Below are 22,768 nucleotides of genomic sequence, written 5' to 3'. Positions count from 1 at the left end.
AGGCCGCCGTGACTCTCTCAGGTGAAAGCTTGTATTGCCTTCACCAAGACAAGTGATAGCGACAAGGACAAGAGCCCCTCTCAGAACTGGACTTTGCCCGTGGCTTGGCTCTCGAACAGCGGATAGTCGATTACCGTTTGGCGTTGCAGTAAACCGCCAGCCACTGTGCTGACTGCCCCTCCCTGATTCATCCAATTCCTCAATGGCCATGCGACGCCTTGTCCGATCATTCTTCGTCGCCGCCAAGCCCATTGGTTCTCGCTGCAACATCGACTGCACCTACTGCTATTACTTACACAAGCAGGGCCTGCTTGCCGACGACTCCGCCAGCCCAATCACCGATGGGTTGCTAGAGGAATTTATTCGTCAACACGTTGCCGGTCAGGATACCGACATCATCGAGTTTACGTGGCACGGTGGAGAGCCCACGCTCTTGGGTCTCGACTTCTTCCGCAAGGTCATTCGGATACAAGCGAGGCATGCTGGCGACAAACACATCGAGAACGACCTGCAAACCAACGGCTTGCTGCTCGACGACGAATGGTGCGAGTTTCTGAAGGAGAACGAGTTCTTCGTCGGCCTTAGCATCGACGGGCCCAAGCATCTTCATGATCGCTACCGCGTCACGCGGGGCGGCGCCTCCACGTTCGACAAGGTGTACTCAGCAGCTCGCCTGCTTCAGCGGCATAACATACCGTTCAGCGCTTTGGCGGTCGTGAACGCCGTCAACGCCCGGCATCCCGAGGACGTCTACCGGTTCTTGACCGAAGATTTGGGCTGCCACTACATCCAGTGGAGCCCCTGCGTAGAGCCACGAGACTTTCATGCCGTGGCGCCGGGCCACTGGAATCAGGACTCCATGCCACCAGTTGGCTCTGAGGCAGCAAGGCCAGGCCGCTCGACCTCGGTCGTGACAGATTGGTCGGTGGACCCCGACGACTTCGGTGATTTCCTCTGCCGCACGTTCGATCTATGGCGTGAGAACGATCTTGGCAGAGTCTACGTGAACTGGTTCGAGTCGGCTGTCGGGCAATGGATGAACAAACCCGCCCAGCTCTGTACAATGGCTGAAACCTGCGGCAGATGCGTCGCGTTGGAGAAAGACGGCGCGGTTTACTCTTGCGACCATTTCGTCTACCCCGAGTACCAGATTGGAATGCTCAGCAAGGACGGGCCTCAATTGGCCGACATGGTCTACTCGCCAGAGCAGCGAAAGTTTGGCTGCAACAAACGCGACACACTGACGGACCACTGCAAGAAGTGCGACTACCGCTTCGCCTGCAACGGCGACTGCCCCAAGAACCGCTTCACCAAGAGCCCGGACGGCCAGCCGGGACTTAGCTATTTGTGCCCCGGATTGAAGCGGTTCTTCGCCCACGCGGATCCTCACCTCCGTCAGATCGCCGCCCAAATTCGACAGCTTGGCGATACATCCCATCTGGCTACTCCACTCCGTTGAAGAACTGACCGCGAAAGCAAGGTCTTCGTGCAGCGGTCAAGACACCGACCGCAGCTTTACGCTCATACAACCTATTGAAGATGCATTGACTTGCGCGGCGTGGGTTTGCGGTTGAGCTGCTGAAGTAGTGAGCACCATCGCTCGTTTGCTGTGGGACATGCTGAGGACAGACCACTGACTCGAGTAACCAAGGCTCAGCTGCGGTGGATCAGGACAAGGCAAGACCGCTGCTCAACGACGAATGCAGCAGCGGATTTTGATACTGAATGCAGCCGGGGAGGGCGTAACCTCCCTGGGCTTTCCGAGCACAGTTCAGTTCGCGTTGCACTGATAGTTGCACCGCAGGCCGGTTGCCGATGCCTTCTGTTGACGCGGGAAGTCAGCCACTTGCACGCAGCCTGACGCTTGCCCTACCTTAACTGCCCAATCTACGCGAGAGTGTCGGACCGACGCATCTTTGAACGGTCTTGCGGCATAAAGCTGATCAGTAGCTCTGACGCTCGAAGTCTTGCTCGTCTGCCATGACGAGGCACCAAGACATCCCGGTGTGAGGGATATAGAAGTAGTGTTCCTGTGTGAGTAGCCGCCGACCTTCATGTTCGGCCCAGGAGTATAGTGCCCCGTTCGCTTTTGACTCGCGGTATCCGCCCCCTGTTTGAGAATGCCGAACGAAGGACTGAAACTCCTTGCCTACCGCACGCTCACCGCGGCGAACTCCCCACACGCCCTGACTGCGCAGCGACTCGGAGGCCCAGCCGAAGAGGATCTCATCGCCGCGGGCCGCCACGGTCAGACACGGGAAGTCCGAGAGCTGTGTCCAGCGGACTAGCAGGCCCGTCAGCGAGACGCTGAACAGGTTGCGCACTTCCTTGATGCGTTCGATTGTCGGGAAGTTCTCGGCGTTTACAAACCGTCGCAGCAGCTGTTTGGGCATCAGCAGGCCCGCGGCGAACGCATCGGCCTCCTGCTCGATCTGACGGTCGGCCACGAACTCGGTGAAGGAGTCGTGCGCCCGACGGCTCGTCACCAAGCGCCTTCGGTGCTCTGGCAGGTAGAAGTGGCCTAATTCGTGAGCGACCGTGAACAAGACCTTCGAGTGGTGCTTGCCCTGATGCGGCCACCGATCGTAGCAAGTGTTGTAGGCGATCAAGAACCGGCGACCGAGGTAGCGTATCCTCCCATCAAACGCGTCGCCGAAGTCATCGCCCTCGGCATGGATCAGGCGGCGCTCCCGCCTCACCACGTCGAAGGGATCGATCGGCGGGGTATCGCACCCAAGAGCTTCGGCCACCGCTTCTCCCTCCAACGTTGCCCGCTCGCGCGCGGCGTGCGCCAAGCGCCATGGATTGCTACTTGGAACCGCCACGCTCGCCCCGTTCTTCGTTCGGACCAGTTTCGCCGTCTTCGCTGGGTTCTTCCATCGCCCGCTGCTCCATCTCCCGGAGCTTCGCTTCCAAATCCTCCGACAGCGGTTCACCTGGCGCGCGGAACATCTCAACGAACTCGTTAGCGGCCGCATCGTTCGTGTCGCACTCATAGGCCTCAGCTACCGGTTCTTCCCAGGCCATACGCCGCTTGCCGAGCACCTTCAAGAGAATCCGATCGGTTCGCTCTGCAGTGTCGTCTCCGCCAAGCGCTTCGAGCATCCGCTCGATCTCCGCATCGTTCTTCGGGTCGAAGCCAGCCGGCACAATCACTCGATGGCATAAGGCGTCTAGTCGCTCGCCTTGCTTGTTGTTGCTCATATCACCCTCACCAGAAGATCCACATTGTGCCCCTGTCTACGAAGCTCCGCCTCCACCGCGGACTTGGCGCGATGCTTGTACTGTCGAATCGTGCCCGCAGGGATCGGGACCCCGCCGTTATGCTCCTCTCCCAGCCGCTGTCCCAGCAGCCCGGCATCCAGCACGTAGTCACCGGCCTCCGCGTAGGCCACCAGCACCGCTTTGTGTAAAGGGTTCTTCAGCCCGTCGACGGCTTCTCGCACGTCACGCAGCAGCTTCTTGCTCGGAGCTGGCGCTACGTCCTCCGCAGCTAACTCCTCGCAGTAGGGCGGAGGGACGACAGCAAGCTGCTCGGTTTCCCACGCGACCTCCTTAGCTCGCATCGCGAGCCACCTCAGCCGTCCTTCGACGTAATCTAGCCCTACCCGTTCGGCGATCCGGTATAGGTACGGCCGCAGCGGCCGGTCAGGGTCGAAGTTCGCCCTCGCCTTCCAGAGCCTGCGCACCGCTTCGGCCACTATGTCCTCAGCGTCGGCCGCGAGGGAGGGGAAGCGACCGCGGATCGCCTCTTCAATTGGCGCCGTCAGCCGGATGAGGTCGGCCAGGCACGACTGGTCCCCTTCCAGGAGCCGTAGGGCGATATCGACCTCATCTGGCGGCTCTTCGACGGTTGGGTTCATAGGGAAGCCTCTGGTGACCGCGTGAACAATCGGCGGGGGCACCGACCTATACGAAGGGCCGTTACAGCCGGCCCGAAGTGGCGAAAGCTTCTGATTGTAACGGCGCTTCGTAGTAATAGGAGAGATAGGCTCTCGCCATCGTCGTACGCCCCACAGAGAAGAAGACCCATGTCCAAGGAAAACTGCGGCGGCTCGGCACGGCCCGCCATCTCGGACCCGAAAACCGTGCCCGTCAAACCCCACCATCGATCCCTGCCGGGCGATCAATGCCACGGACCCGGGAAGCCCGGCCCCAAGTCGGTCGCCGTGAAGGGCCGCAAACGCTCGAAACCCTAGCCCAGGGATTACCTATGTCGGTCAGCTACATCAAAGAATGGGTCAAATTCTGCCTCTGGGGACAGGCGGGCGGGCGGTGTGAGTATGAGGGCTGCAACCGCCCGCTCTACCGCGACGACGTCACCCAAGCAGAGTTCAACTCCGCGTACATCGCCCACATTGTCGCGGATCGGCCTGGAGGCCCCCGTGGAGACGCCATCCTTTCGGAGAAGCTCAAGGGGGAACTGGCCAATCTGATGCTGCTGTGCGCCGACCACCGTTTGGTCGACCGGGTGGATGTCGACGGGCACCCCGTCGATCGGCTCCGCGAGATGAAACGGCGGCACGAGGAGCGTCTTGAAATAGCCGGCGGTGTCGCCGAGGCGATGCAATCCCATATTCTCTTGTACGGCGCCCGGATCGGCGAGCACCAGGCGCCGCTCAGCTACGAAGAAGCCGCGGCTGCTCTCCTACCCGACCAGTACCCCGCGACGAGGCAACCCATCGCGTTTGGACTACGTAACAGTTCATTCGAGGACCGGGAAGAAGAGTACTGGACGCTGGAGGCGGAGCACCTCCGCCGCAGTTTCGCGGCGCAAGTCACCCCGCGCATCGCCAGCGACGAGATCCGTCGGCTTTCAGTGTTCGGCCTCGCGCCGATCCCACTCCTGGTGCTCCTCGGCAGGCTTCTCTCTGACATCCCACATGCCGAAGTGCGGCAGCGCCGCCGCGAGCCGCCGACTTGGGTCTGGAACGATCAGGCGTCTCCGGTGAACCACAGCGTCAGCCAGCGCTGCGCCGGAGTTTCTGGCCGCGTCGCGCTGCTACTGGAATTGTCGGCGCATATCCGTTCCGAACGCGCCCTCACGGTCGTTGGGGAGGACGCGGCCGTGTGGTCGCTGTCCCACGCAGCGCCCGGGAATGACTATATGCAATCCGCCGCCCACCTCCAGGACTTCCGCCGGGCCATTCGGTTGGCGTTCGAGCAGATAAAAAACGAACACGGAGAGGCGGCTGAACTGCACGTCTTCCCGGCGGTCCCAGTGTCGGCCGCCGTCGAAATGGGTCGCGTGTGGATGCCGAAGGCCGACCTACCCTTCCTCGTTTACGACCAGAATCGGTCCGTCGATGGCTTCCGGCCAGCGCTGCGGATCGCCCAAGAAAACTGAAAGGATTCCACAATGCCCGACAACCGGATGCTGATCGTTGACACGCTGCTAGTCGAGGTCGCCAGGGAACTTGACATCCCCCCCTCGAAGTACCGCGAAGCGGTGGAACGGTACGAAGCGGTCGGACGCTGGCTCGAAGAGGGGGAGTATCACGGCGCGACGGGAGAGACGCGCGTCTACCCACAGGGGTCGTTCCGGCTCGGCACGGTGGTCCGCCCGCTGCCGACCTACCAGTCCCCGGAGTACGACATTGATCTGGTCTGTGAACTCAAGATCCCGAAGGGGGCGACTTCGCCCTCCGTCGTCAAGCGGCTGGTTGGCGACCGCCTGAAGGCGCATGGCAAATATCGGGACATGCTCGACGCCGAGGGGAGACGTTGCTGGACGCTCACCTACGCCGAGGCGGACGGCGTAGGCTTCCATCTCGACGTGCTGCCGTGCGTTCCCGACCCGTCCTACCACGCCGGAGTCCAGCCGCGCCACAGCGAGCAATCGGTCGCGCTCACCAACCGCACCGCCGACGTTTACCGCTGGGGCGGCACGAACCCCGCAGGCTACGTCGATTGGTTCTTCGAGCGGCAACGCGAGGTATTTCTCGCGGTCGCGGCCCGCTCGCGGGCGTCGCTTCAGGCGCGCCACCCAGACCTATTCGCTCGCGTGGACGATGTCCCCGACCAGCTCGTGCGGACTCCGTTGCAACGGGCGATCCAGATTCTCAAACGACACCGTGACGTCCGCTTTGACGGCCGCGATGATGAGTGTGACAAACCGATCTCGATGATCATCTCGACGCTGGCAGCCAGCGGGTATCGGCAAGAACCCGACGTGTACTCGACGCTCGCGAGCTTCGTCCACAGGATGCGGGACTACCAGCAGTCCGGGGCGATCCGCTGCGACGCTGACCAGTGGGTAATTCCCAACCCGGTGAACCCAGAAGAGAATTTTGCCGATCGCTGGAACGAGCCGGGCAGCAACAAGGCGGAAGCGTTTTTCCAGTGGGTCGAATGGGTCCAAGAAGACATCGACGACCTCCTCAACGTCACGTCTCGCGGCGAACTTGAAACGAAGCTCCGGGGCGTCTTCGGCGACCGCCCGGGCAGCGCCGTGGCAAGCCGATACTCCGGCCCACTGCCGGGCGCCCAGCAGGCGCCGATCTCCGCGTTCGGCCGCGTGCCGCGTGCCTGGTTGCGCCTCGACGCCCCACACCGGCAGCCGCCAAAGTGGCGAATGCGACCGTTGGGTCACCGAGTCGAGATTCGCGCCCGCTACTTCCGGAACGGATTCCGCCCGACACGGTTTGGCAGCAACGGCGCGCCGCTCCCCAAGCGGGTTGACCTCGAATTCCAGGCGATCACTGACATCCCAAAGCCCTATGACGTTCACTGGCAGGTGGTGAATACCGGGAAAGAAGCAACAGCGGCCCAGCAGCTACGGGGGGATTTTTACCGCAGCGATGCCAGCGGCAGGAAGCGGCATGAATCGACGCAATACGCTGGAATGCACTGGGTCGAGTGCTTCGTTGTGAAAGGCGGCGTGTGCGTTGCTCGTAGCGGGGAGTTCGTCGTCAATATTGAGTGATTTGCATTCGAATTGATTTCCTGGGTGGCTATCAGGAATCAGACAGATCACACCAATACGATTCGTTGGGCTTTGAGTTACAGTTACGGCTATTTACTTTAACATCTATAGAATAGGAATATTGCAAGAAGGGCATGCCATGAACAGTCTAGACGCAAACGATCTTCTTCCTGGTGACGTGCTGCTCTACCGTGCATCGAATGCCTGGAAGAACGCGATGTCGGTGCTGATCCGCAAGCTGGATGGAACGGAAGTCAGTCATGCCGGGTTGTATCTTGGCGACGAGCAAGTTGGCGAGTCGCTCATTATGGGCAACCCAGGGCTGCACCCAAATCCGCTGCACTACAGCATTGCCGGTTGCGACTGGGTAGAGGTGCGTAGGCTAACCTCCACTCATGAGCTAGGTGCGGTTCTTACAGCGGCAAATAGGCGGCTTTCTGACGGGAGCCGCTACGGCTTCGACCAGATCTTGTTGGTCGCGGCAATCTGCGTAGCGCACAAGGTCAACCTCGGCGATGGCCTCCTTCGTAAGATCATTTACGGCGTGCTGCATAGAGCCAACGAGTTCATCCGTCTGATCAGTTCTGAGGGCCGCGAGCCGATGATCTGCTCAGAGTTTGTATACCGCGCGTACGACGAAGCTTTACTAGAGGACGATGATGTCTACTCCCTCGCAATCCTCTCGCAATCGAGGCGAGAGCCCCGGCGTCGTTGGGCCGGGCGGCGGATTCGGGAGCGGTTGTTTGCAGCTCGGCCGGAGACCGAGATTCCAACTATCGAACCGGGTAGCTTGTTCGCACGGATTCTGGATGAACCCGAAGGGCCAGGAGAGTTGCTTTATGCGACCGCGGCTCCCGTGGATGTGTCCGAAGCTGAGTTGGATGCGATGATCTACGAATGGACGGGAGAGCAGGTGCCCTTCATGGCCGGCTCGGCGGCTGGGAATGCTGTCGCGACGGCTAACGAGAAAGCACCAGAGGTCTCTGAAACCCAGGTGGAAGCATTGGCCCGAGAGTTTGTCTCGTCTATCGCCGACGCCCCATTCGTTGACAATGCTGACAGAGAGTTCCGCTGCACCGCGCCCTTGTCCGCTTCGCCAGCCCAGAAGGCCTTGGCCGTCATCGCTGACTACGTAACACCTGGCGATTTGCTAAATAGCCCAAGCCTTGAGACGATTGGTCGGTTGTATCCCTGATCTCCGTCGATGTGGATTCTGGCGACGAAATCCAGATTCCCAGTCGTTTTCAACCTCAGAGTTTTGTCCTCAAATACGCGCAGGACGTAAACTTCTGCGCACTTTTCCAACCACGGCGCTGGCGCCGGCGAATGCTTACTGCGTTGCCGACCTCCAGCTGTCCTGATAAAGGGGCGGGCGGCAGAAGCCCATGACGGCAACCCGAACACGTGGTGACCTCATGCTCGCAACAAGGGATGGGCGGCGATCCGAGTACCGCTGCCAGACAGCGTCAGCCAGTTCTTGTCTGCCTCTGACCGAGCAGCACGAACCGCACCGTGGCGACTCCTCTCACTTCTCTTTTTATCAATCCTTCCCTGCTTCCTTACACGACCGCCTTCGGTAGCCGCACCTCCGCCATGCCGTCAGGACGGCGCAGCCTGAGTTTCGGCTTCATCTCGGGCGTCACATGGGCGGCGCCCTCAATCCCGCGTTCGACACCGAGCCGCCGGTAGTCACTGGAAGTCCACTCCCGTAGCCACTGATCCGCGCTGGGCCTCACCACGATGGCATCCCGCTCTTCCTGCAGGGCGGTGACGACAACCTCTGCAACCTCGTTCGGCGCTATCCTCACCAGCTCAGCCCCCCTGGCGGTCGAGATGAATACTCCGTGCAGGCCGTTCTGTGGGTTCGTGGCCGGGAACTCGTAGAACTGCGAGGGCATAAGGGCGTCTTTGACGACGCGTTGCTCGGTCCGACTCTCAGCACCCAGCAACCTGGTGGAATCCGAGTGGTGCACCTCGATCGTCTCGTGTTGGCCAATGACCTTGGATGCCCACTCAGCGGACGCCTCCCCCGACATCCTAAGTAACGCAATATTGCTGCACTGAGCGACGACCTCGTTGGCGGTCTCCTTGCCCGCGACCAGCCGAAACCCATCGATATCTTGAAAGCTAAGCACCAGGGCGGCGCCGCGTGAGCGGCCCTTGACGGCAAGGCGGGCAAGCTTCCCGCTGTTGAGCACACCGCCAGCGAGACGCACTTCGTCGAGCCAGAGCCATGTCCTTCGGTTGGCAGAGTTTCCCTGGAGATCAATTTCCTCGGCGATGACGGTAAACATCAGTTGATTCACTACATCAAGTGAGGCTGATGCCGTCTCGTTGTCGCCCAGCAGCAGAATCGAGCTGCTTGATAGCCACTCCCGGAGGCTTATCTTGTGCTCACACCGCTGCCAGAGGGCGGCCACGGCCGAATAGTACCGCATCTTGCTGGCGACTGTGGACGCCACGGCGTAGCCGGTCCGGTCGTCGCCGAGGAAGCTCTCAATGACGCCCCTCCCCTGTCGATCTCGACTGAGCACACGCTCCATGGCGCTTCGGGTCGTAGCAGCGTTGACGAGATCGGCTAGCGTCCAGTCGCTTCCTGCGTGCCGCATGAAACTGGTAACAACGCCGTCGACGACCAGCCGGGCAGCGTCCGTAAAGTACCCGTTGGCGCCCCCTTGCTCTTGCTTGATGAGCGCCGCAGCCAGGTTTAGCGCCCTGGCAGGTGAGGTGATGTCTTTGCCGATGTCCCAGGCGACCGCCTTGGGCCAGTCGTTTCGCTTCTCGAAAGGGTTCAAGCTGTAGAGCGGGGCCGTGACTCCGATCCGCCTAAGATAGGCGGTCGACTCTCCCTTGGCGTCGTAGACGAGTGCCCGGTGGTCGCTGCCGGGCTTGATCCGCAACAGGGGCTCTCGCATCAAGAGCCGTTGCACCTGACTCTTGCCGCTGCCGGTGGTGCCGACCACCAGCGTGTGCTGCGTTGCGGCCGATTCGGGGAGATACGCGTTTCCCCAGCGAAGTCCGGTGCTCTTATCGCCTGCGACTTTTTGGGCGGGGTGTTTACTGCGGAGCAACCGGCCCCGGGAGTATGCCCTGATACGGAGTTTGCGGGCGATGGGCCGTGCGCCCAGGACGCTGACGGCCAGCCCCAGCACAAACAGTCCACTCACCCACTCCATCACTCTGGCTCCAGCACATACTCACTAGCCATCTCGTTCTGGCGGGACTCGTTCATCATCGCCGCCAGGCAATCGATCGACTCGACAGCCGAGAGATGCGAATAGACAAACGTCTTGTCTCGAGCACGGCTACCGGCCACGTAGCTGGTCTCGAGTGCTGTCATGACGTCGCCGGTTAGAAACAAAGTGTGCTCGGCAGTTTTTCCCTGGGAGCGGTGGATTGACTTGGCGTAGTCGAGCGTGACGCCAGCAAACTCCTCCGTGTCGATTTCGATTTCGAAGCCGCTCTCGAGCTTTACCCACAGGGTTCTTCCCGACGCTCCAACCACTTCGCCCCGCTCACCATTGCGAGCTCCTAAGAGCCGGTGGTTCCTGGTGATCGCCACCCGGTCGCCGAGTGAGAACTCCAGCCCATCCAGCTCCAATCGGTAGTCGCCAAGCTCTCCCCGCCGCCGCATGACTGCCTGCAAACGCCGGTTGAGATCTCGAACATCCTCGTTCATGCCGCAAAGCACCGCTACTTCCCCAAGCGGTACTGCTTCCTCAAACACAAATCGTTCCCAGTCGCCAACGAGTTTCTCCCGAGTCGACTCTGCCTCACGCTCGATTGCCACCTGGCCACGCCCGAAGAGTTCTCGGAGTGCGTCCTGCGCACGTCCCGAGCGCAGGTCTCGTACGACCTGCCTGGCGTAGGCATCTCGCTGCCTGACAATCTCACCGAGCTCGGTAGTGCCGATTGCTTCGCTGATAGCTCGAAACGGAGCGCCAGCGTCAACGGGTTGGAGCTGAAGCGCATCGCCCACCATCACGAGCTTGGCTTTAGCCTGATCGACGCGGCGCATGAGCTCGGCAAGCTGGCGGGTGCCGACCATGCCGGCTTCGTCCAGCACAACAACCGTTTCGTCGGTAAGCCTGGCGTAGCCGTGATTAAGATCGTAGAGCAGTTTGTGAAGATGAGTGGACTCGATGCCCGCACCTTCCTCCAGCCCTTTGGCGGCGTCGGCGGCAAGGGCTGTGCCGACCAGTGTATAGCCGGCTGACGAGAGCACCTCGCGCGTCACGCCCAGCATGTAGGTCTTGCCACTGCCGGCAATCCCGGTGATGGAAACGCAGTCACTGCCGGTGCAGATCGTCCGCACGGCTTCACGTTGGTCCCGCCTGAGGGTCGGGTAGCGAACCGCAACAGAGGCGACCTCGCTGAGCTCGACCGCGTGGTCGCTGCGGTGACTGATCGTCAGTGCTCGATTCAGTGTGTCTCTCTCTAGCTGGAGCATCTCCCTCGTGGTAAACGTCGCCAACCGGTCCTTGTCCTGAAGCCGCACAACCTCATGTGTGTTGCTGAGCGTCAGGTCGATGGCCTTCAGCACACCATCGATCCCTGGGCCAGTGGTCTGGGCCTCAATCGCGGCTCGCTCCATCAGCTCGTTCCGTGTGAATCTGGCTCGGTTCTGCATCACCATCGCAAGCGACTGCCTGGCCAGCTGCTCGGCTGTCTTTGCCGGCCGACGGTCGGAAAGCGATTGCGTCATCAGGGCATCCGCGTCGGCTCGCGACCAGCCATGCTCGTGGCCAAGCTCTAGCCAAGCCTTGCTTAGGGCCTGCCACGAGAACGTCTCCTTCTTTCGTCGGGTACTAAGATTTGCCTTCTCGGCCGCCCGGGCGCCAGACAGGCCGTGCGTTCGGAGCCATGCCTCAATCTCCGACCGACGCTTGCTCATGGCTTCAAGAAGTACGATGGGAACGCCCCGAATTTCAAACCAGCTTACCGGCTCCTTCTTGCCGGGCTTGATCGGTCGGTAGGTCTCGATTCCCCGTTCATTCCTTAAGAGAGCTGCCAGCTCGGCTCGAAACATCGAGCCTAGGGCAACCTTCTTTCTTCGTTCAAAGAGCGTTCGGGCATCCAGCGTTCCAGCCGTGCCGTCGCCGCGGATAACAACGTTGGCCAGAACACAGTGGTAGTGGACGTTGCAGTCGGGCGCCTCGCCCGGGATGGCCCTCGCCGTGTCGTGCTTGAAGATCGCGCCGATCAGCTTCCCTTCTTCGACCACGGCCCCGTTTCGCCCCCGGCGGGTCTTTCCGCACTCCGCCTGCACAAGCTCGAGCGTCCGCTGGAGGGCCTGCTCGGCAATCCGGTCTAGCTCGGCTCGTTTCTCGTCAGAAACCTGAGACCACAGAACCGAGTAGCTCTTGGGAACCGAGAACGTAAGATCGAAACCGGCTCGCCGCTTGAGCTGATCGCCGTTTCGCTGCTGCACCAGATCCGACTGCCCATCAGGTGACCTCCCTTCCAGAAGATGTGTGAACGAAGTCAGATCGATGTCGCCACTGAGCCCGAGTGCGGCGGCGCCTGCTCCAAACCAACGCCCTGGTCGCTTGCCGTCGTTAGAGTAGTAGTTTCCAACGATTCCTTCTTGCTCAGAGAGCGAGGCGTAGTAGGCCACGGCGTCGCCGCCTCCAATCTTGCTGATCGATAGCATCGCTAGTCGCCTCCGCTGACCAACGCGTCGCTAAAGTCTCGCCGCAACCGGATCGTCTCATCGAACACCGACTGCATCATCGACTTGAGGTCCAGGTACCGGTGATCGGTAAACGCCACACCGGCAATCCGGAGGTACTGGCTTGGGCGGATACCCGCCTTCAAACACTCCTCGGCGATCTTCTCGGCCTGTCCCCTGGTAAAGCGGATGGTGACTTTCTCGCACTGCTCAACTAACGACTTCTCGCTCCTCTTAGCCATCACGCCCTCCCCACTCTTGATCAAACCGGTCAAGGGCATCGACAAGCGCCTGCTGCACGAACTGCTTCTTGGCGACCTTGCTCCCTCTGGCCTCCATGTGAAGAAGCGCGACCTTCAGCCGGAAGCTCGTCTTGGTCGGGATGTCGACGCTGAGGGTGACGGCGTCCTCGGACGGCGGCGGGGTTGGCAACAGCTCCGAGGGGCTGCCAGGTTTATCGGGCTTCGTTCTCGAGGTCTTCTTGGTGGTGGTTTTCTTTCTCGCCATAGCAGTGAATACCACAGCCCAGGCCGCTACTCAAACACTCTCGCTCTCCCACTTCAGAGCTCGCTGCCGGTCCTGTGAGACACGCCAGCAGCCGACCACCGAGAAACTAAGGGACCACGGAAACCCAGAACCAAGGTTCCCTGGCTATTGGGATCCAACCTTGGGAATCGGAAACCAGGGTTGCCCGGAACCAAGGTTTGAGGGAAAGCCGCGCGGCGGCTTCCGGATCCCCACCAAAGACAAGAACACACCCGTGCATCTTCGAAGCGACAAGCCGGGCAAACGCGTGAGGGTTCGTGCTGGCGCCTGGGCATTCCTCGCGCGCCCGAAATGCCCAGTTACTGTCGCAGCTTGGACCTGCCGGCAACGGGCGGCTGTGCTCTTACTTGGGCGCCGGTCGACCTGCGCTCCCGTATTACTTGTGTCGCCTACGGCGACGACGGTGCAAGAAGATTTGCGTAGCGCAACCGATGCCGTAGTATCGGGGGATGGAACCTGACCACCACAGCACCGTATTCCTCGACATTGAGAGAGCCGGCAGAAAACGCACCTCCCCGATCATCGAGCTCGCCGCCATAGCGGTTGTGTCGGGAAGCTACCAGGAAATTGACCGATTAGAGACTAGGGTGCAGTTCTCGGCCAAGGATTCCGAGGTCCGGTTTTTGGGGCTCTCCAAGTTCCGCCCCTCGGTCTGGGAGCAGTACGCCATCCCAGAAGAAGACGCCATCAAGAAGCTTGCCCACTTCCTGAGAAAACACGCCACCGAAGAGTTCACCTCGAAGAATGGCAAGGCCTACCGGCTCGCCAAGATCGCCGGGCACAACGTCGAGTTTGACGCCGGGACTCTCAGGGCCTGGTTTCGACGCCACGGCGAGTTCTTTCCTGCTAAGCGAAGCGTTCTCGACACCCGACAGCTCAGTGAATGGTTCTTCTCGATGAACCACCAGACGATCGACCCGCCCGCTGACCACCGGCTTGAAACGCTCGCGGAGATCTTCTCCCTCAAGGCCCGGCCGACGCACACCGCACTCTCTGATGCGCTTGCTGCTGTGGAGCTTGCCCGCACCATCGCCCACTACACCCGCGTGGGCATTCGTGCCTCCGAGGCCGCATAGGGATTTTTTTGCTTAGCAGCGGCGCCTGTGGCCTACTAGATGAAACATGCGAGCAAGCAGGAGGAACGAACACCTATGGCACAGCGAAAAACAACCATCGGCGACATGATTCTGGTGGGGGCCGTCGCCTACCAGCTCTATTCAAGGATCTACTACGGTCAGGTCGAGTACTACGCCGAGATCGGCAGGCCCTACACCGATAAGGCTACCGGACGGACAAGCATCATCCCCCAGATGAAGGCGGTGGCAACTAGGGACTTCCTGGCGGCCGCCGAGCAGGCGGCGACGAAGCTTGAAGAGCTACGGGCCGCACAGTTCAAGCACGGGCTGGCCACCAACGCTCAAACCATCACGCCGATTAAAGTTGCCTCTTGCCCGCCGAGTGACTCCGAGCCGGACGATGTACAACAGCCGCTGTCTCTAAAGCTTGCCTGACACAGCTGCCCGCCCGCTGGGGCGCTCAGAGCCCGTCAAGGCTGACTCTGAGAGCCCATGCAGAGTGGAAGCTGACAAAGGTTCTGGGAGACTTCGCAAATGCTTCCCGTAGGGAAGAGAAAGCGAGTTCTCAAATGGCGAGTTTTAATCGCGTTGTGTTGTGTGGCAACTTGTGCTCCGATCCGGAGCTCCGCTTCACACCCCGAGAGAAGGCGGTTGTTGACACCAGTATCGCGGTCAACGAACGCTACAAGAAAGGCGACGAGTGGATCGAGACCACCACGTTTGTGGACCTGACCTTCTGGGGACGGACCGCCGAGGTGGTAGATCAGTATCTCAGGAAGGGCAGCAACATCCTTGTCGAGGGGAAGCTGCGATACGAATCCTGGGAGGATAACGATGGCAAGAAGCGGTCAAAGGTCAAGGTGGTCGTCGACCACATGACGATGCTCGGAAAGCCTCAGTCAGACTCGAGAGAGTCCGGCAGTCAAGAGGCCACCGAGCAGACAACGAGCGTTTAGGCCGCCGCCCATTCGGTGGACAGTGCTATCCCGATGTTTCTCAAGAAGGTTCCCGTGCCCATCCACTCTGCATCGGGCCTTCTCTGCTGTCGATGTCACCAAGAGATTGACGAGTCAAACAGTTTCTTAGTATCTGCTGCTTGCCATTGTCCTGCCGCCAGTCAATGGCGTAGCCATACTTAGGCGATGGCCGCCCTTGCATGTGATGAACGCGATTCAGCCAACTTGCTTGAAATGCAAAGAGGACTGTGTTAGTGGTTCCCGTACGACGTTCAAACTTCCAAGGAGGCACCAGTATGGCGACCACGAAACAATTCCGAATCTGGCTGTTGGCAGCCGCGACTCTCTCATGCTCTTGCGCGACCGCACACGCTGCTAGCCTAGAATGTCGACTGGCTCTTGAGGTCACGAACGTCCAAGGGCAAACCACCCGCGTCGCTGAGATTCCCGGGCCGCGGCTCCCACTGCAGGCAAACAAGCTCTCACTCGACGTCGTCTCATTAGGGGACGATGAACTATCCGGGTCGAGGTTCCCCGGAGTCGTTACAGCCGCGGTCGCGTTCAACCCGTCCGCTTCTCGCCGCCGCAACCCGTTGGATGTCGCCCTATCCTACTCAGCGGACGGCGACGGATCGCAGAATGGGCCGATACTCGCCAGCTCGGTCGGGAGGTTCTCGCTAGGACCAGACATTGCACTTACTTCGATGCTCCCAACCTTCCGCCCCGGCGTGACTGAGATTCAGATGCGATGCAGCGTATCCCGACGCAACAAGGCCTATCCGAGAAAACGGCCTGGCTAACTGTACGGCCGTTCTGCAAGGCAGCATCTTCAGTTGCACTCACATTCACTCCAGATCCAATCACCAACCCCCAACACAAGCTAGCACGATGCGAGCACTCACGCTATTGACGTCGCTCGGCCTTCTGACGCTTACGCCGTACTGCTCGGCGGGCGCGTTGGCGTTGAGCGGGCCACAGGCGCGTATCTTCATCACCGATCAGACCGACTTGGGCAATCTCTTGACCGTTGAAGCGAGAGTCTTGTTCGACGACACATTAGGGAGCTTTGGCATGCTGTTCAATGAATGGCAGCTGGGCGTGGAAGACAAGCAGATCCGCCTGGGCCCCAGCCGGCAGAGGGCTTATATGCTCGGCCTGACAGCTGGGAACTTTGACACAACTGTAGAACTGCAGAGGGACGCCTGGCACCACGTTGCGTGGACTTCCAATGGCGTCAGCGAGCACTGGTACATCAACGGCCAGCTCATCAGCAGTCGAGCACTGACCGGAACCAACGTCCGGGACAGCCCGCAGGGCCTTCCCAGGATTGGGAGCATAAGCAGAGATGATGCGCTGCAACCCGCCATGAACGGCTATGTCGATTGGCTACGCATCACCAAGAACAACCTCTACTCGGGCGACTCCTTCTTGCCGCCGGGTGACAATGTCTCGGCTGTTGGTGGCACCGTCCTTCTCTACAATTTCAATGACGTCGGGGCCGAATCGATCTCCAATGAGGCTGGCGCCGCACACCAGGGTACACTTGATAGTTTTGCTCAGATTGTCCCAAGTCCGAACGCGCCACCGCTGGGTGATCTGACTGGCGACGGACAGATTGGAGTCGCAGACATCTCGGCAATCACGTTGGCGATCAGGAATCCCGATGCATATAGTTTGATGTACCCGGGCGTGGATCGTGAACTCGTCGGCGACCTCAATAGCGATCACGTGCTCGACGAGCTCGACCGGGACGCCCTCGTCGGCTGGCTGGGAGTAGGGCACAAAGGTGACTACAATCTTGACGGACTGGTTGACACCTCGGATTACGTTGCGTGGCGGGCATCGTACGGCTCTTCCCTTGCGCTCGACGCCGACGGCAACCAAGACAGCTTTGTTGATGCTGCTGACTACACGGTCTGGCGAGACAATCCATTGTCGTTGACCGGGAGCCCACACGACATCCCGGAGCCTTGCTCGGCTTGCTTAGCATGCATTGTCGGTGTGGTGTTGTGCCGGCCACCTACTCGCCACGCCTTCTGCTCTGCAGCTTGGTAAATATAATGCAGGCGTATCGATCCCTCCACGGCGGGCTTCAGTGCACGAGCCCTCGGCGGTTGGTCGTCGACCGTTGAAAGGCCCGCATAGAGAACACCTCCCCTGCCGTCACATTCCTCGTGGGATAACTTAACTTTCGCCTAGTCACGCTGGCAGACCGTTCTCCGCCAGTGCCCGAGAAGCGCCGCCTCCAGGTACGTCGCGTAGTGCGGCATCGTCTCTGGCTTGGCGGTCCGGAGCGACTTTCCATAGGCAGAGCTGGCGGCAATCGCTTGCTCTCGAAATTGTTCGTAAGCCTCTTCGTCTAGCGACTGAATGAACGCGCCAAACCGTTTCCTCTCTCTTTGCATCGCACTATCCTCGCTGGCCTCTAGTCGCTCGGTCCGTTTTGCCTTGCGAGCGTCAGACGCCGCCGATGCTTGCCTCCTTTTCGCTACCGCTTCTGGTGAAACGTAGTCGTCTCGAAACTTGTACGCACTGTCCGCGACAATGCACTGGTGCAGCCATCCGGGGCCTACCTTCTCGCCACAATCACGCCGGTGGTCATAGTTGGCGATCGCCTGCCGAACTCGTTCCCTGTTGTCAGCGGTAACTAACTTTGCCGCCCCACTTACCCCACGGCGACGCAACTCGCCCACGAGCGGATCGCGAGGCTGCTGTTGCTCGGCGCCAATGGCGTGGTAAACGACCTCGGCCTGCTGGCCCCGGCCGACATACTCAGCCCGGCAGAACCCTTTTCGCTCCAGCTCGGTGTGAGCTTTCTTGAGCGTCGCCTTGATCTGGCCGTTGTGGTTCTTGTCGCTCATGCCGATCTTGTTGACCGCAAAATGCTTAAGCCCCATCCGGATACTCTTGTTGTGGTAGAACCGCTTGCCAAGGAAGCGGTAGGCGCGACGAGATATCGCGTGCTCAAGTCCAAGCAAGAAGTCGTAGTCAAGGTTTCGCAAGTTCCCCGCTTGAAAGCTCTCCCACATAAAGTCTCCCCAGACAAAGAACGCCTTCTCGGGAAGCCCCGTTTCACGGTCGCGGCCGCTTGACTGCCACCGGTCAAGGATCCCGACCACGTCTCGCACCGGCTTGCGTTTGCCCTTGTGCCAGTAGGCGCCCTCAGAGACCACCGAAACCGTTGAGTACCGGTCAAGAGCGCGGCGAAGTCTTGCGTAGGCAGGCCCGTCGGTACTCCACCGCATGGCCCGCAGAAACGATGCTGGTTCAAAGTCAACTCTCCGGCTATCAAACCCTGCGTCCTTAGTTGCCCGGAGGCACCCCATCAGCACCTCGTCATCTACTGAGGTGGGAAGCCCAAAGGGCGCCTGCCCAAGTACTGTGACCCGGCGAGCGGACCGCTCGCCGGTGCTCGGGTCGATGCCCTCGTCTTCAAAGACGAGTCGGTCAACGCCAGCAGGCGCCCGCTCGCCGATGGTGCTGAGCGGAAACTCAGCCAGATTCATCTCGTCCGAAATGATGTGAGTGTTTCTACTTGCTCGCACTTGCCTCCTAAATGTGGTTCTCTAGTTAGTCAAAAAGAGCTCTTCTAGATCTCTACTCTTTCTAGATCTCTAGATAAGGGCCTTCTAACCCCGCGAAGTCGCTGCCGAATCGGGGGCGTTTGGTCGGTCGTTTAACGACAAACCGTCGGTCAGATAACGATCGACTGTCGGTCGATTAACGGGGCAACTGTCGGTCAGTTAACGTCCCCTGTCGGTCGTTCAACGTTCCCGAACTGTCGGTCAGATAACGTCGTGGTCCTACCGACGCCAACCCACCGAGCCTCAACTGCTTTAACCGCCTTAAAGCTGACCATAGACCGGATTGAACTGTGGTGGCAAGAACTGATTGCTGGCGGGAACCTTGGCCAGCTCCACTCCCACGAGCTAGCCAGAGAGTTCGAGTGGCATCAGCCGATCCGCCGAGGCCCGCTGTTGCCTGCCACCGGAATTTCAGCGCCCATGAAGCTTCAATGCTCTCGATCTGGGCCGTCGCCTGTGTGGCCGCTAGTGAGCGATATCTTTCGAGCCTACCTCACCCCTAGGTCGACGATCGATCGTCTCGTCAGCGCGACGCCAGCGCCCTTCTCGCGCCGATGGTAATCGAGGCAATCCCTCACCAACTCACATTCTTCGTTGACCGCCGGTAAACTACGCGCGTTCGTGCTTGGGTAAGAAATCTCGCTGGCGCGCGCGTTCAAAACCAGCTGAGCACTTGGTCGCGAAAGTATCTTGCCAGTTTGTCAGAGGTCGTGCTAGCGTCGGTTCATGAACGAGAAAGTTAAGAACGAAAGTGGGCGCCCCTTCGTGATCGGCTTCTGCAACGGCAAGGGCGGGCCAGGAAAGACAACGCTCGCTCTGAACTCGGCGGTTGAGCTCTTTGACCAGGGCCGCAGCGTGGCGTTTATCGACGGAGAGGAAGGAGGGATCAACGCCGGGGCGTTGAATCGCTTCGAACCGCGGATTGAGATCCGGCGAGCTAAGACGGCGTTTGAGATCGACGACGCCATCCAGGAGCTAGCTCTTGAGCACGACATTATCCTGTTCGACGCCCCGGGTCAGACCTCGGGCGAGGAGGTCGCAACCATTTGCACGGTGGCGGACCTGGTTGTCGTGCCTATCAAGCTCTCGCTCAAGGACGTCCGAGGCAGCAACTCGGTGCTGCGGATGATCCGGCGGCTCCAACTGCGCCAGAACGGCCAGCCCGAATCGGTCATTGTGTTCAACGAGGTGCGACCGCTGGGGCAGGGGAGAAGAAGCCGGAGTGCGGTCAACTACCGGAGGCAGCTTGTCGAAGCCGGGTACCAGGTCGCCGAGGCAGAGCTTCGCTACTACGAGTGGCACCGGATGTGCGAGTTTGTAACTCGGAACCCCAATGCCAATCGGGTAAAGAGCAGCGACAAGTGTGCGATGGACATCGCAGCGTTTGTCTACGAAGTGATCGTGCAACGTCTAACGCAACCGGGGAAAGCAGCCAATGAGTAACAGTTCCGCCTACAATATCATGGGAGAGATTGACCCCGTTGAGAAACTTGACGACATCCAGTCTCGCCTTGAACAGCGACGCCTCGATCGCAACGCGAAAGCGAATGCCAAGCCTGCCTCGACGCAGGCTTCAGGTGTCGACGGGGACTCGAACAAGCCAACAGATTCAGAACCTGACAAAGAGGCGGCCGCCAAGAAGCGAGCCGCTGACGCCGCCAGGAAGCGCCGGGAGGAAGAGCTCCAAAGGCAAGAGCAGCGTCAGCAAGCACTTGCCGAGAGCCGTTGGGTAACCGCCGGCCACAAGGTTCGTGAGAAGCGGGTCGAACACCTCGAGCGGATCTTCTACCGGCTCAAATCTCAAGGTGAATTTACCGGGAACAAACAAGAGTTCTTTGACGAAGGGCTCGCAATGCTGGAGGAAAAGTACTCCTCAAGTATTGTGCCATCGAACTGAATCTTTGAGTCCAGCTTGAAGAGATTTCTTTCAAGCGTATCGCTTTCGATAGGTCAAGTATGCCAAGACTCCGATAACAGCAACTGGAATCGGAGACCTTGCTAGGATCTCTTCTGGATCCAAATACTCTTGAGAAAACCAACTCCAACGAGTACCCGAGGGAACACGACCAGGAGGAGGGGACGAGATAGTCCCCCTTTCTTGCAGTAGAAGCCATTCTCTGGCGCCGCATTGCTGAAACGCTGGCCACCAGCAGTCATGCCCAAACCCTGGTGTCTCAGTCAACGCGCATTGCCCACCGTGCGATTGGACCGAGTAGACTGTTCGTCGATCACCCGTAATAGGAACCGCGTTGTCGCGTTTGGAGTGGAAAGCCCAAATCGGGGTTTTGGAAAGTTCTTTCGCCGAACTGAAATCGCCTCCGCCGGACCCGAGAGGCAACACGGCGGCAAATCGCTCTGGGAAACGTTCCGCCAATTCCCACGCTGCACTACCACCGCTCGAGATACCTACTACGGAAATGCGATCAGGGTTTATCGGTTCACTCGCTGACACTTCATCAACGATCTCCATGACAGTTGTCAACACTTCCCCTTCAACCGTAGGGTCACCCACCCAAAAAGATCCTGCCGGGCACTGGGGAGCAAGCACGTAGAACGGGAACTCGCCGAGCTCGTCGGGATCCCAATACATAGTGTCATCCATATGGGCGACATGCGATCGATTGTCGTCGCCGGGCTCGGCCCCGTGGCCGTGGAGCCATAGAACCAGCGGGTAGTCCCTGTTATCGCCCTCCGACGTCCTTGGCGGGAACAGGCGGTAGGGCAGAACACGCTTTTCACCACGTGGGCCTCTGTACTCATGGTAGGCTGCCAGCCCCCACTCGATGCTCCATTTTTCTGCGGCATCGTCTGGGGCCGTCGCGAATGCGTCGCTCACTGCGATAAGGCAGACGAATGGGACCACCGATAGTTGACTGACTGGGCGCATGTAGTGATTTCCGGATACCTGGTTAGGCCAGCGCCTACGGAGAGTTGTCCGACGTGACAGTCAACGTGTCCCTCCGGTTCCCGAAGGCCCGGAACGCCTCCGATTCCACGCTATAGGAGATCGCTTGAACCGAGCCGTCACAGAAGAGCACATGCATCGAGTCTGGGTGGGCGCTGCCAAAAGGGATCCCCCCGGCTGTCGTTTCCTCCACCGACGTGTCGCGGCGTGGTTGATATCGGGTGCTGGCCGTCGTGTCGAGGTCATCGCCATTCCAGCAAGGCTGATCGTCGTTCCCGTTCCAGCCCGCCTTGTACGCCTCGATCGTGATCGGCTTCTCTCCAGCAAAAATGGTTTTGCTGAGGCCGTCAGTAACCTGCGCGAAAGAGAATGGATGGCGCTGGATAACAACCCCGGTCACGTCTTTAACCGAAACTTCTCTCCGGTCGCCGGCCGTCATAAAGTTGAAAAACCCGTCGCCCTTTTCTGCACTCTCGGGATTTGGGCCTTCGCTCCAGTAGACGAACGTGTCACCGACGTTTGCGGCGTAGTCCATCCGGGCGCACTTCTCCGACTTGGTCGCATTGTACCAGTGCATGTCGGGAGCACTCTCGTCGATGTCCGAGATGGGAGGGCCAACATTCGGCGTCGCCCGCGGGAGCCGTCGGGAGGGGCAGTAGAGAAGCTTGACAGGTGTGGCGGCCAATTCAGCGAGTGCGTCACGTTTAGCCTCGCCACGCAATCCTGCGCTGATATCATGCGCAGTCTGGTTCTCCATGTAGGGCAGGAGCTGGTACGCCCAGCTGCCAGGCTGTTTCTCTCCGTACCCGCGGTCGGGATCGCCAATCCACGCCCATCCCCACCCTGCGGTCGGCATCGCCGAGTGGGTATCGTGGTGCATCTGGACCGCCAGACCAAGCTGGCGCAGGTTGTTCTTGCAAGCCGCTCGTCGCGCGGCCTCCCGGGAAGACTCAACCGCCGGAAGAAGTAGCTGCACGAGCACCGCGATAATTGCAATCACGATGAGAACTTCTACGAGGCTGATCGCGTTTCGACATTTGGTGCCCATAGGTCGGTGCTCCCAAGAGTATTGGTTGATGCCCTGTGGCCGGCATCTGCCGAGCAC

General features: G+C 59.9%; 19 protein-coding genes. 10 read left to right on the top strand and 9 right to left on the bottom strand.

Going from position 1 to position 22,768, the window contains the following annotated elements; all coding sequences use genetic code 11:
- The first annotated feature begins 202 nt into the window (after positions 1-202).
- Entirely contained in the window at positions 203-1,459 is a 1,257-nt protein-coding gene (locus KOR34_RS10495; protein WP_197531313.1) for an anaerobic sulfatase maturase, read from the top strand.
- 484 nt (positions 1,460-1,943) lie between these two features.
- Here the strand turns inward: KOR34_RS10495 and KOR34_RS10490 are convergent, their stop codons facing one another.
- Genes KOR34_RS10490 through KOR34_RS10480 form a run of 3 tightly spaced genes read right to left on the bottom strand, consistent with a single transcriptional unit; the run spans position 1,944 to position 3,863 of the window.
- Positions 1,944-2,795: an ImmA/IrrE family metallo-endopeptidase gene (locus KOR34_RS10490; RefSeq protein ID WP_146564539.1), complete on the bottom strand. Its 852-nt coding sequence runs from the start codon at positions 2,793-2,795 to the stop codon at positions 1,944-1,946.
- A 13-nt stretch (positions 2,796-2,808) separates the two neighbouring features.
- The gene (locus KOR34_RS10485) at positions 2,809-3,204 is read right to left on the bottom strand and encodes a hypothetical protein (RefSeq protein WP_146564538.1); all 396 of its coding nucleotides are present in this window, start codon (positions 3,202-3,204) and stop codon (positions 2,809-2,811) included.
- Positions 3,201-3,863 (bottom strand): RNA polymerase sigma factor, encoded by a 663-nt coding sequence (locus tag KOR34_RS10480; protein WP_197531312.1) that lies wholly within the window; start codon positions 3,861-3,863, stop codon positions 3,201-3,203. Before KOR34_RS10480 ends, KOR34_RS10485 begins: the two co-directional genes overlap by 4 nt.
- Positions 3,864-4,213: 350 nt before the next feature.
- Between KOR34_RS10480 and KOR34_RS10475 the strand changes: the two genes are divergently transcribed.
- The 3 genes from KOR34_RS10475 (at position 4,214) to KOR34_RS10465 (ending at position 8,120) form a co-directional block, all read left to right on the top strand.
- Entirely contained in the window at positions 4,214-5,347 is a 1,134-nt protein-coding gene (locus KOR34_RS10475) for an SAVED domain-containing protein (RefSeq protein ID WP_146564536.1), read from the top strand.
- A gap of 12 nt (positions 5,348-5,359) precedes the next feature.
- Entirely contained in the window at positions 5,360-6,925 is a 1,566-nt protein-coding gene (locus tag KOR34_RS10470; RefSeq protein WP_146564535.1) for a nucleotidyltransferase, read from the top strand.
- A gap of 139 nt (positions 6,926-7,064) precedes the next feature.
- Positions 7,065-8,120 carry a hypothetical protein gene (locus tag KOR34_RS10465; RefSeq protein ID WP_146564534.1) on the top strand — a complete coding sequence of 352 codons (1,056 nt, stop codon included), beginning with the start codon at positions 7,065-7,067 and terminating at the stop codon, positions 8,118-8,120.
- Positions 8,121-8,484: 364 nt separating this feature from the next.
- Here the strand turns inward: KOR34_RS10465 and KOR34_RS10460 are convergent, their stop codons facing one another.
- From KOR34_RS10460 to KOR34_RS10445, 4 genes are read right to left on the bottom strand one after another with little or no spacing between them, the layout of a single operon-like run.
- Complete coding sequence (locus KOR34_RS10460) at positions 8,485-10,101, bottom strand: type IV secretion system DNA-binding domain-containing protein (RefSeq protein WP_146564533.1); 1,617 nt, start codon at positions 10,099-10,101, stop codon at positions 8,485-8,487.
- Positions 10,101-12,578, bottom strand: a complete 2,478-nt coding sequence (mobF, locus tag KOR34_RS10455) for a MobF family relaxase (protein ID WP_146564532.1) — start codon at positions 12,576-12,578, stop codon at positions 10,101-10,103. Before mobF ends, KOR34_RS10460 begins: the two co-directional genes overlap by 1 nt.
- Positions 12,579-12,580: 2 nt before the next feature.
- Positions 12,581-12,838, bottom strand: a complete 258-nt coding sequence (locus KOR34_RS10450) for a hypothetical protein (RefSeq protein WP_146564531.1) — start codon at positions 12,836-12,838, stop codon at positions 12,581-12,583.
- On the bottom strand, positions 12,831-13,103 hold the full coding sequence (locus tag KOR34_RS10445) for a hypothetical protein (RefSeq protein WP_146564530.1): 273 nt from the start codon (positions 13,101-13,103) through the stop codon (positions 12,831-12,833). Before KOR34_RS10445 ends, KOR34_RS10450 begins: the two co-directional genes overlap by 8 nt.
- A gap of 488 nt (positions 13,104-13,591) precedes the next feature.
- Here KOR34_RS10445 and KOR34_RS10440 point away from each other — a divergent pair, with 488 nt between their 5' ends.
- The 4 genes from KOR34_RS10440 to KOR34_RS10425 all read left to right on the top strand — a co-directional run bounded on the left by KOR34_RS10440 (position 13,592) and on the right by KOR34_RS10425 (position 17,229).
- A complete protein-coding gene (locus KOR34_RS10440) occupies positions 13,592-14,218 on the top strand; it encodes a 3'-5' exonuclease (protein ID WP_146564529.1) in 627 nt (208 codons plus the stop codon).
- A 75-nt stretch (positions 14,219-14,293) separates the two neighbouring features.
- A complete protein-coding gene (locus tag KOR34_RS10435; protein ID WP_146564528.1) occupies positions 14,294-14,653 on the top strand; it encodes a hypothetical protein in 360 nt (119 codons plus the stop codon).
- A gap of 134 nt (positions 14,654-14,787) precedes the next feature.
- Positions 14,788-15,174, top strand: a complete 387-nt coding sequence (ssb, locus tag KOR34_RS10430; protein WP_146564527.1) for a single-stranded DNA-binding protein — start codon at positions 14,788-14,790, stop codon at positions 15,172-15,174.
- An 888-nt stretch (positions 15,175-16,062) separates the two neighbouring features.
- A complete protein-coding gene (locus KOR34_RS10425; protein ID WP_146564526.1) occupies positions 16,063-17,229 on the top strand; it encodes a LamG domain-containing protein in 1,167 nt (388 codons plus the stop codon).
- A gap of 140 nt (positions 17,230-17,369) precedes the next feature.
- Here the strand turns inward: KOR34_RS10425 and KOR34_RS10420 are convergent, their stop codons facing one another.
- The gene (locus KOR34_RS10420) at positions 17,370-18,680 is read right to left on the bottom strand and encodes a replication initiator protein A (RefSeq protein WP_146564525.1); all 1,311 of its coding nucleotides are present in this window, start codon (positions 18,678-18,680) and stop codon (positions 17,370-17,372) included.
- An 804-nt stretch (positions 18,681-19,484) separates the two neighbouring features.
- On the opposite strand from KOR34_RS10420, the gene KOR34_RS10415 reads away from it, so the two are divergent.
- Both KOR34_RS10415 and KOR34_RS10410 read left to right on the top strand, forming a co-directional pair.
- Positions 19,485-20,201 carry a ParA family protein gene (locus tag KOR34_RS10415; protein ID WP_146564524.1) on the top strand — a complete coding sequence of 239 codons (717 nt, stop codon included), beginning with the start codon at positions 19,485-19,487 and terminating at the stop codon, positions 20,199-20,201.
- Positions 20,194-20,655, top strand: coding sequence for a hypothetical protein (locus KOR34_RS10410; RefSeq protein ID WP_146564523.1), 462 nt, complete (start codon positions 20,194-20,196; stop codon positions 20,653-20,655). The genes KOR34_RS10415 and KOR34_RS10410 overlap by 8 nt, the downstream gene beginning before the upstream one ends.
- Positions 20,656-21,679: 1,024 nt before the next feature.
- On the opposite strand, the gene KOR34_RS10400 is transcribed toward KOR34_RS10410, so the two are convergent.
- Entirely contained in the window at positions 21,680-22,711 is a 1,032-nt protein-coding gene (locus tag KOR34_RS10400; protein ID WP_146564521.1) for a DUF1559 family PulG-like putative transporter, read from the bottom strand.
- Between the last annotated feature and the right edge of the window lie 57 nt (positions 22,712-22,768).

Origin of the sequence: Posidoniimonas corsicana (assembly GCF_007859765.1) — a bacterium.
GTDB lineage: Bacteria > Planctomycetota > Planctomycetia > Pirellulales > Lacipirellulaceae > Posidoniimonas > Posidoniimonas corsicana.
The sequence above is the reverse complement of the archived record's forward strand: the minus strand, read 5'-3'. Positions and strand labels throughout refer to the sequence as shown.

What these genes read in the sequence shown, in the direction of transcription:
- KOR34_RS10485 (WP_146564538.1), bottom strand. Translation starts at nt 3,204, where the DNA reads ATGAGCAACAACAAGCAAGGCGAGCGACTAGACGCCTTATGCCATCGA.
- KOR34_RS10495 (WP_197531313.1), top strand. Translation starts at nt 203, where the DNA reads ATGGCCATGCGACGCCTTGTCCGATCATTCTTCGTCGCCGCCAAGCCC.
- KOR34_RS10410 (WP_146564523.1), top strand. Translation starts at nt 20,194, where the DNA reads ATGAGTAACAGTTCCGCCTACAATATCATGGGAGAGATTGACCCCGTT.
- KOR34_RS10425 (WP_146564526.1), top strand. Translation starts at nt 16,063, where the DNA reads ATGCGAGCACTCACGCTATTGACGTCGCTCGGCCTTCTGACGCTTACG.
- KOR34_RS10435 (WP_146564528.1), top strand. Translation starts at nt 14,294, where the DNA reads ATGGCACAGCGAAAAACAACCATCGGCGACATGATTCTGGTGGGGGCC.
- KOR34_RS10440 (WP_146564529.1), top strand. Translation starts at nt 13,592, where the DNA reads ATGGAACCTGACCACCACAGCACCGTATTCCTCGACATTGAGAGAGCC.
- KOR34_RS10465 (WP_146564534.1), top strand. Translation starts at nt 7,065, where the DNA reads ATGAACAGTCTAGACGCAAACGATCTTCTTCCTGGTGACGTGCTGCTC.
- KOR34_RS10450 (WP_146564531.1), bottom strand. Translation starts at nt 12,838, where the DNA reads ATGGCTAAGAGGAGCGAGAAGTCGTTAGTTGAGCAGTGCGAGAAAGTC.
- KOR34_RS10475 (WP_146564536.1), top strand. Translation starts at nt 4,214, where the DNA reads ATGTCGGTCAGCTACATCAAAGAATGGGTCAAATTCTGCCTCTGGGGA.
- KOR34_RS10460 (WP_146564533.1), bottom strand. Translation starts at nt 10,101, where the DNA reads ATGGAGTGGGTGAGTGGACTGTTTGTGCTGGGGCTGGCCGTCAGCGTC.
- KOR34_RS10400 (WP_146564521.1), bottom strand. Translation starts at nt 22,711, where the DNA reads ATGGGCACCAAATGTCGAAACGCGATCAGCCTCGTAGAAGTTCTCATC.
- mobF (WP_146564532.1), bottom strand. Translation starts at nt 12,578, where the DNA reads ATGCTATCGATCAGCAAGATTGGAGGCGGCGACGCCGTGGCCTACTAC.
- KOR34_RS10415 (WP_146564524.1), top strand. Translation starts at nt 19,485, where the DNA reads ATGAACGAGAAAGTTAAGAACGAAAGTGGGCGCCCCTTCGTGATCGGC.
- ssb (WP_146564527.1), top strand. Translation starts at nt 14,788, where the DNA reads ATGGCGAGTTTTAATCGCGTTGTGTTGTGTGGCAACTTGTGCTCCGAT.
- KOR34_RS10470 (WP_146564535.1), top strand. Translation starts at nt 5,360, where the DNA reads ATGCCCGACAACCGGATGCTGATCGTTGACACGCTGCTAGTCGAGGTC.
- KOR34_RS10480 (WP_197531312.1), bottom strand. Translation starts at nt 3,863, where the DNA reads ATGAACCCAACCGTCGAAGAGCCGCCAGATGAGGTCGATATCGCCCTA.
- KOR34_RS10420 (WP_146564525.1), bottom strand. Translation starts at nt 18,680, where the DNA reads ATGAATCTGGCTGAGTTTCCGCTCAGCACCATCGGCGAGCGGGCGCCT.
- KOR34_RS10445 (WP_146564530.1), bottom strand. Translation starts at nt 13,103, where the DNA reads ATGGCGAGAAAGAAAACCACCACCAAGAAGACCTCGAGAACGAAGCCC.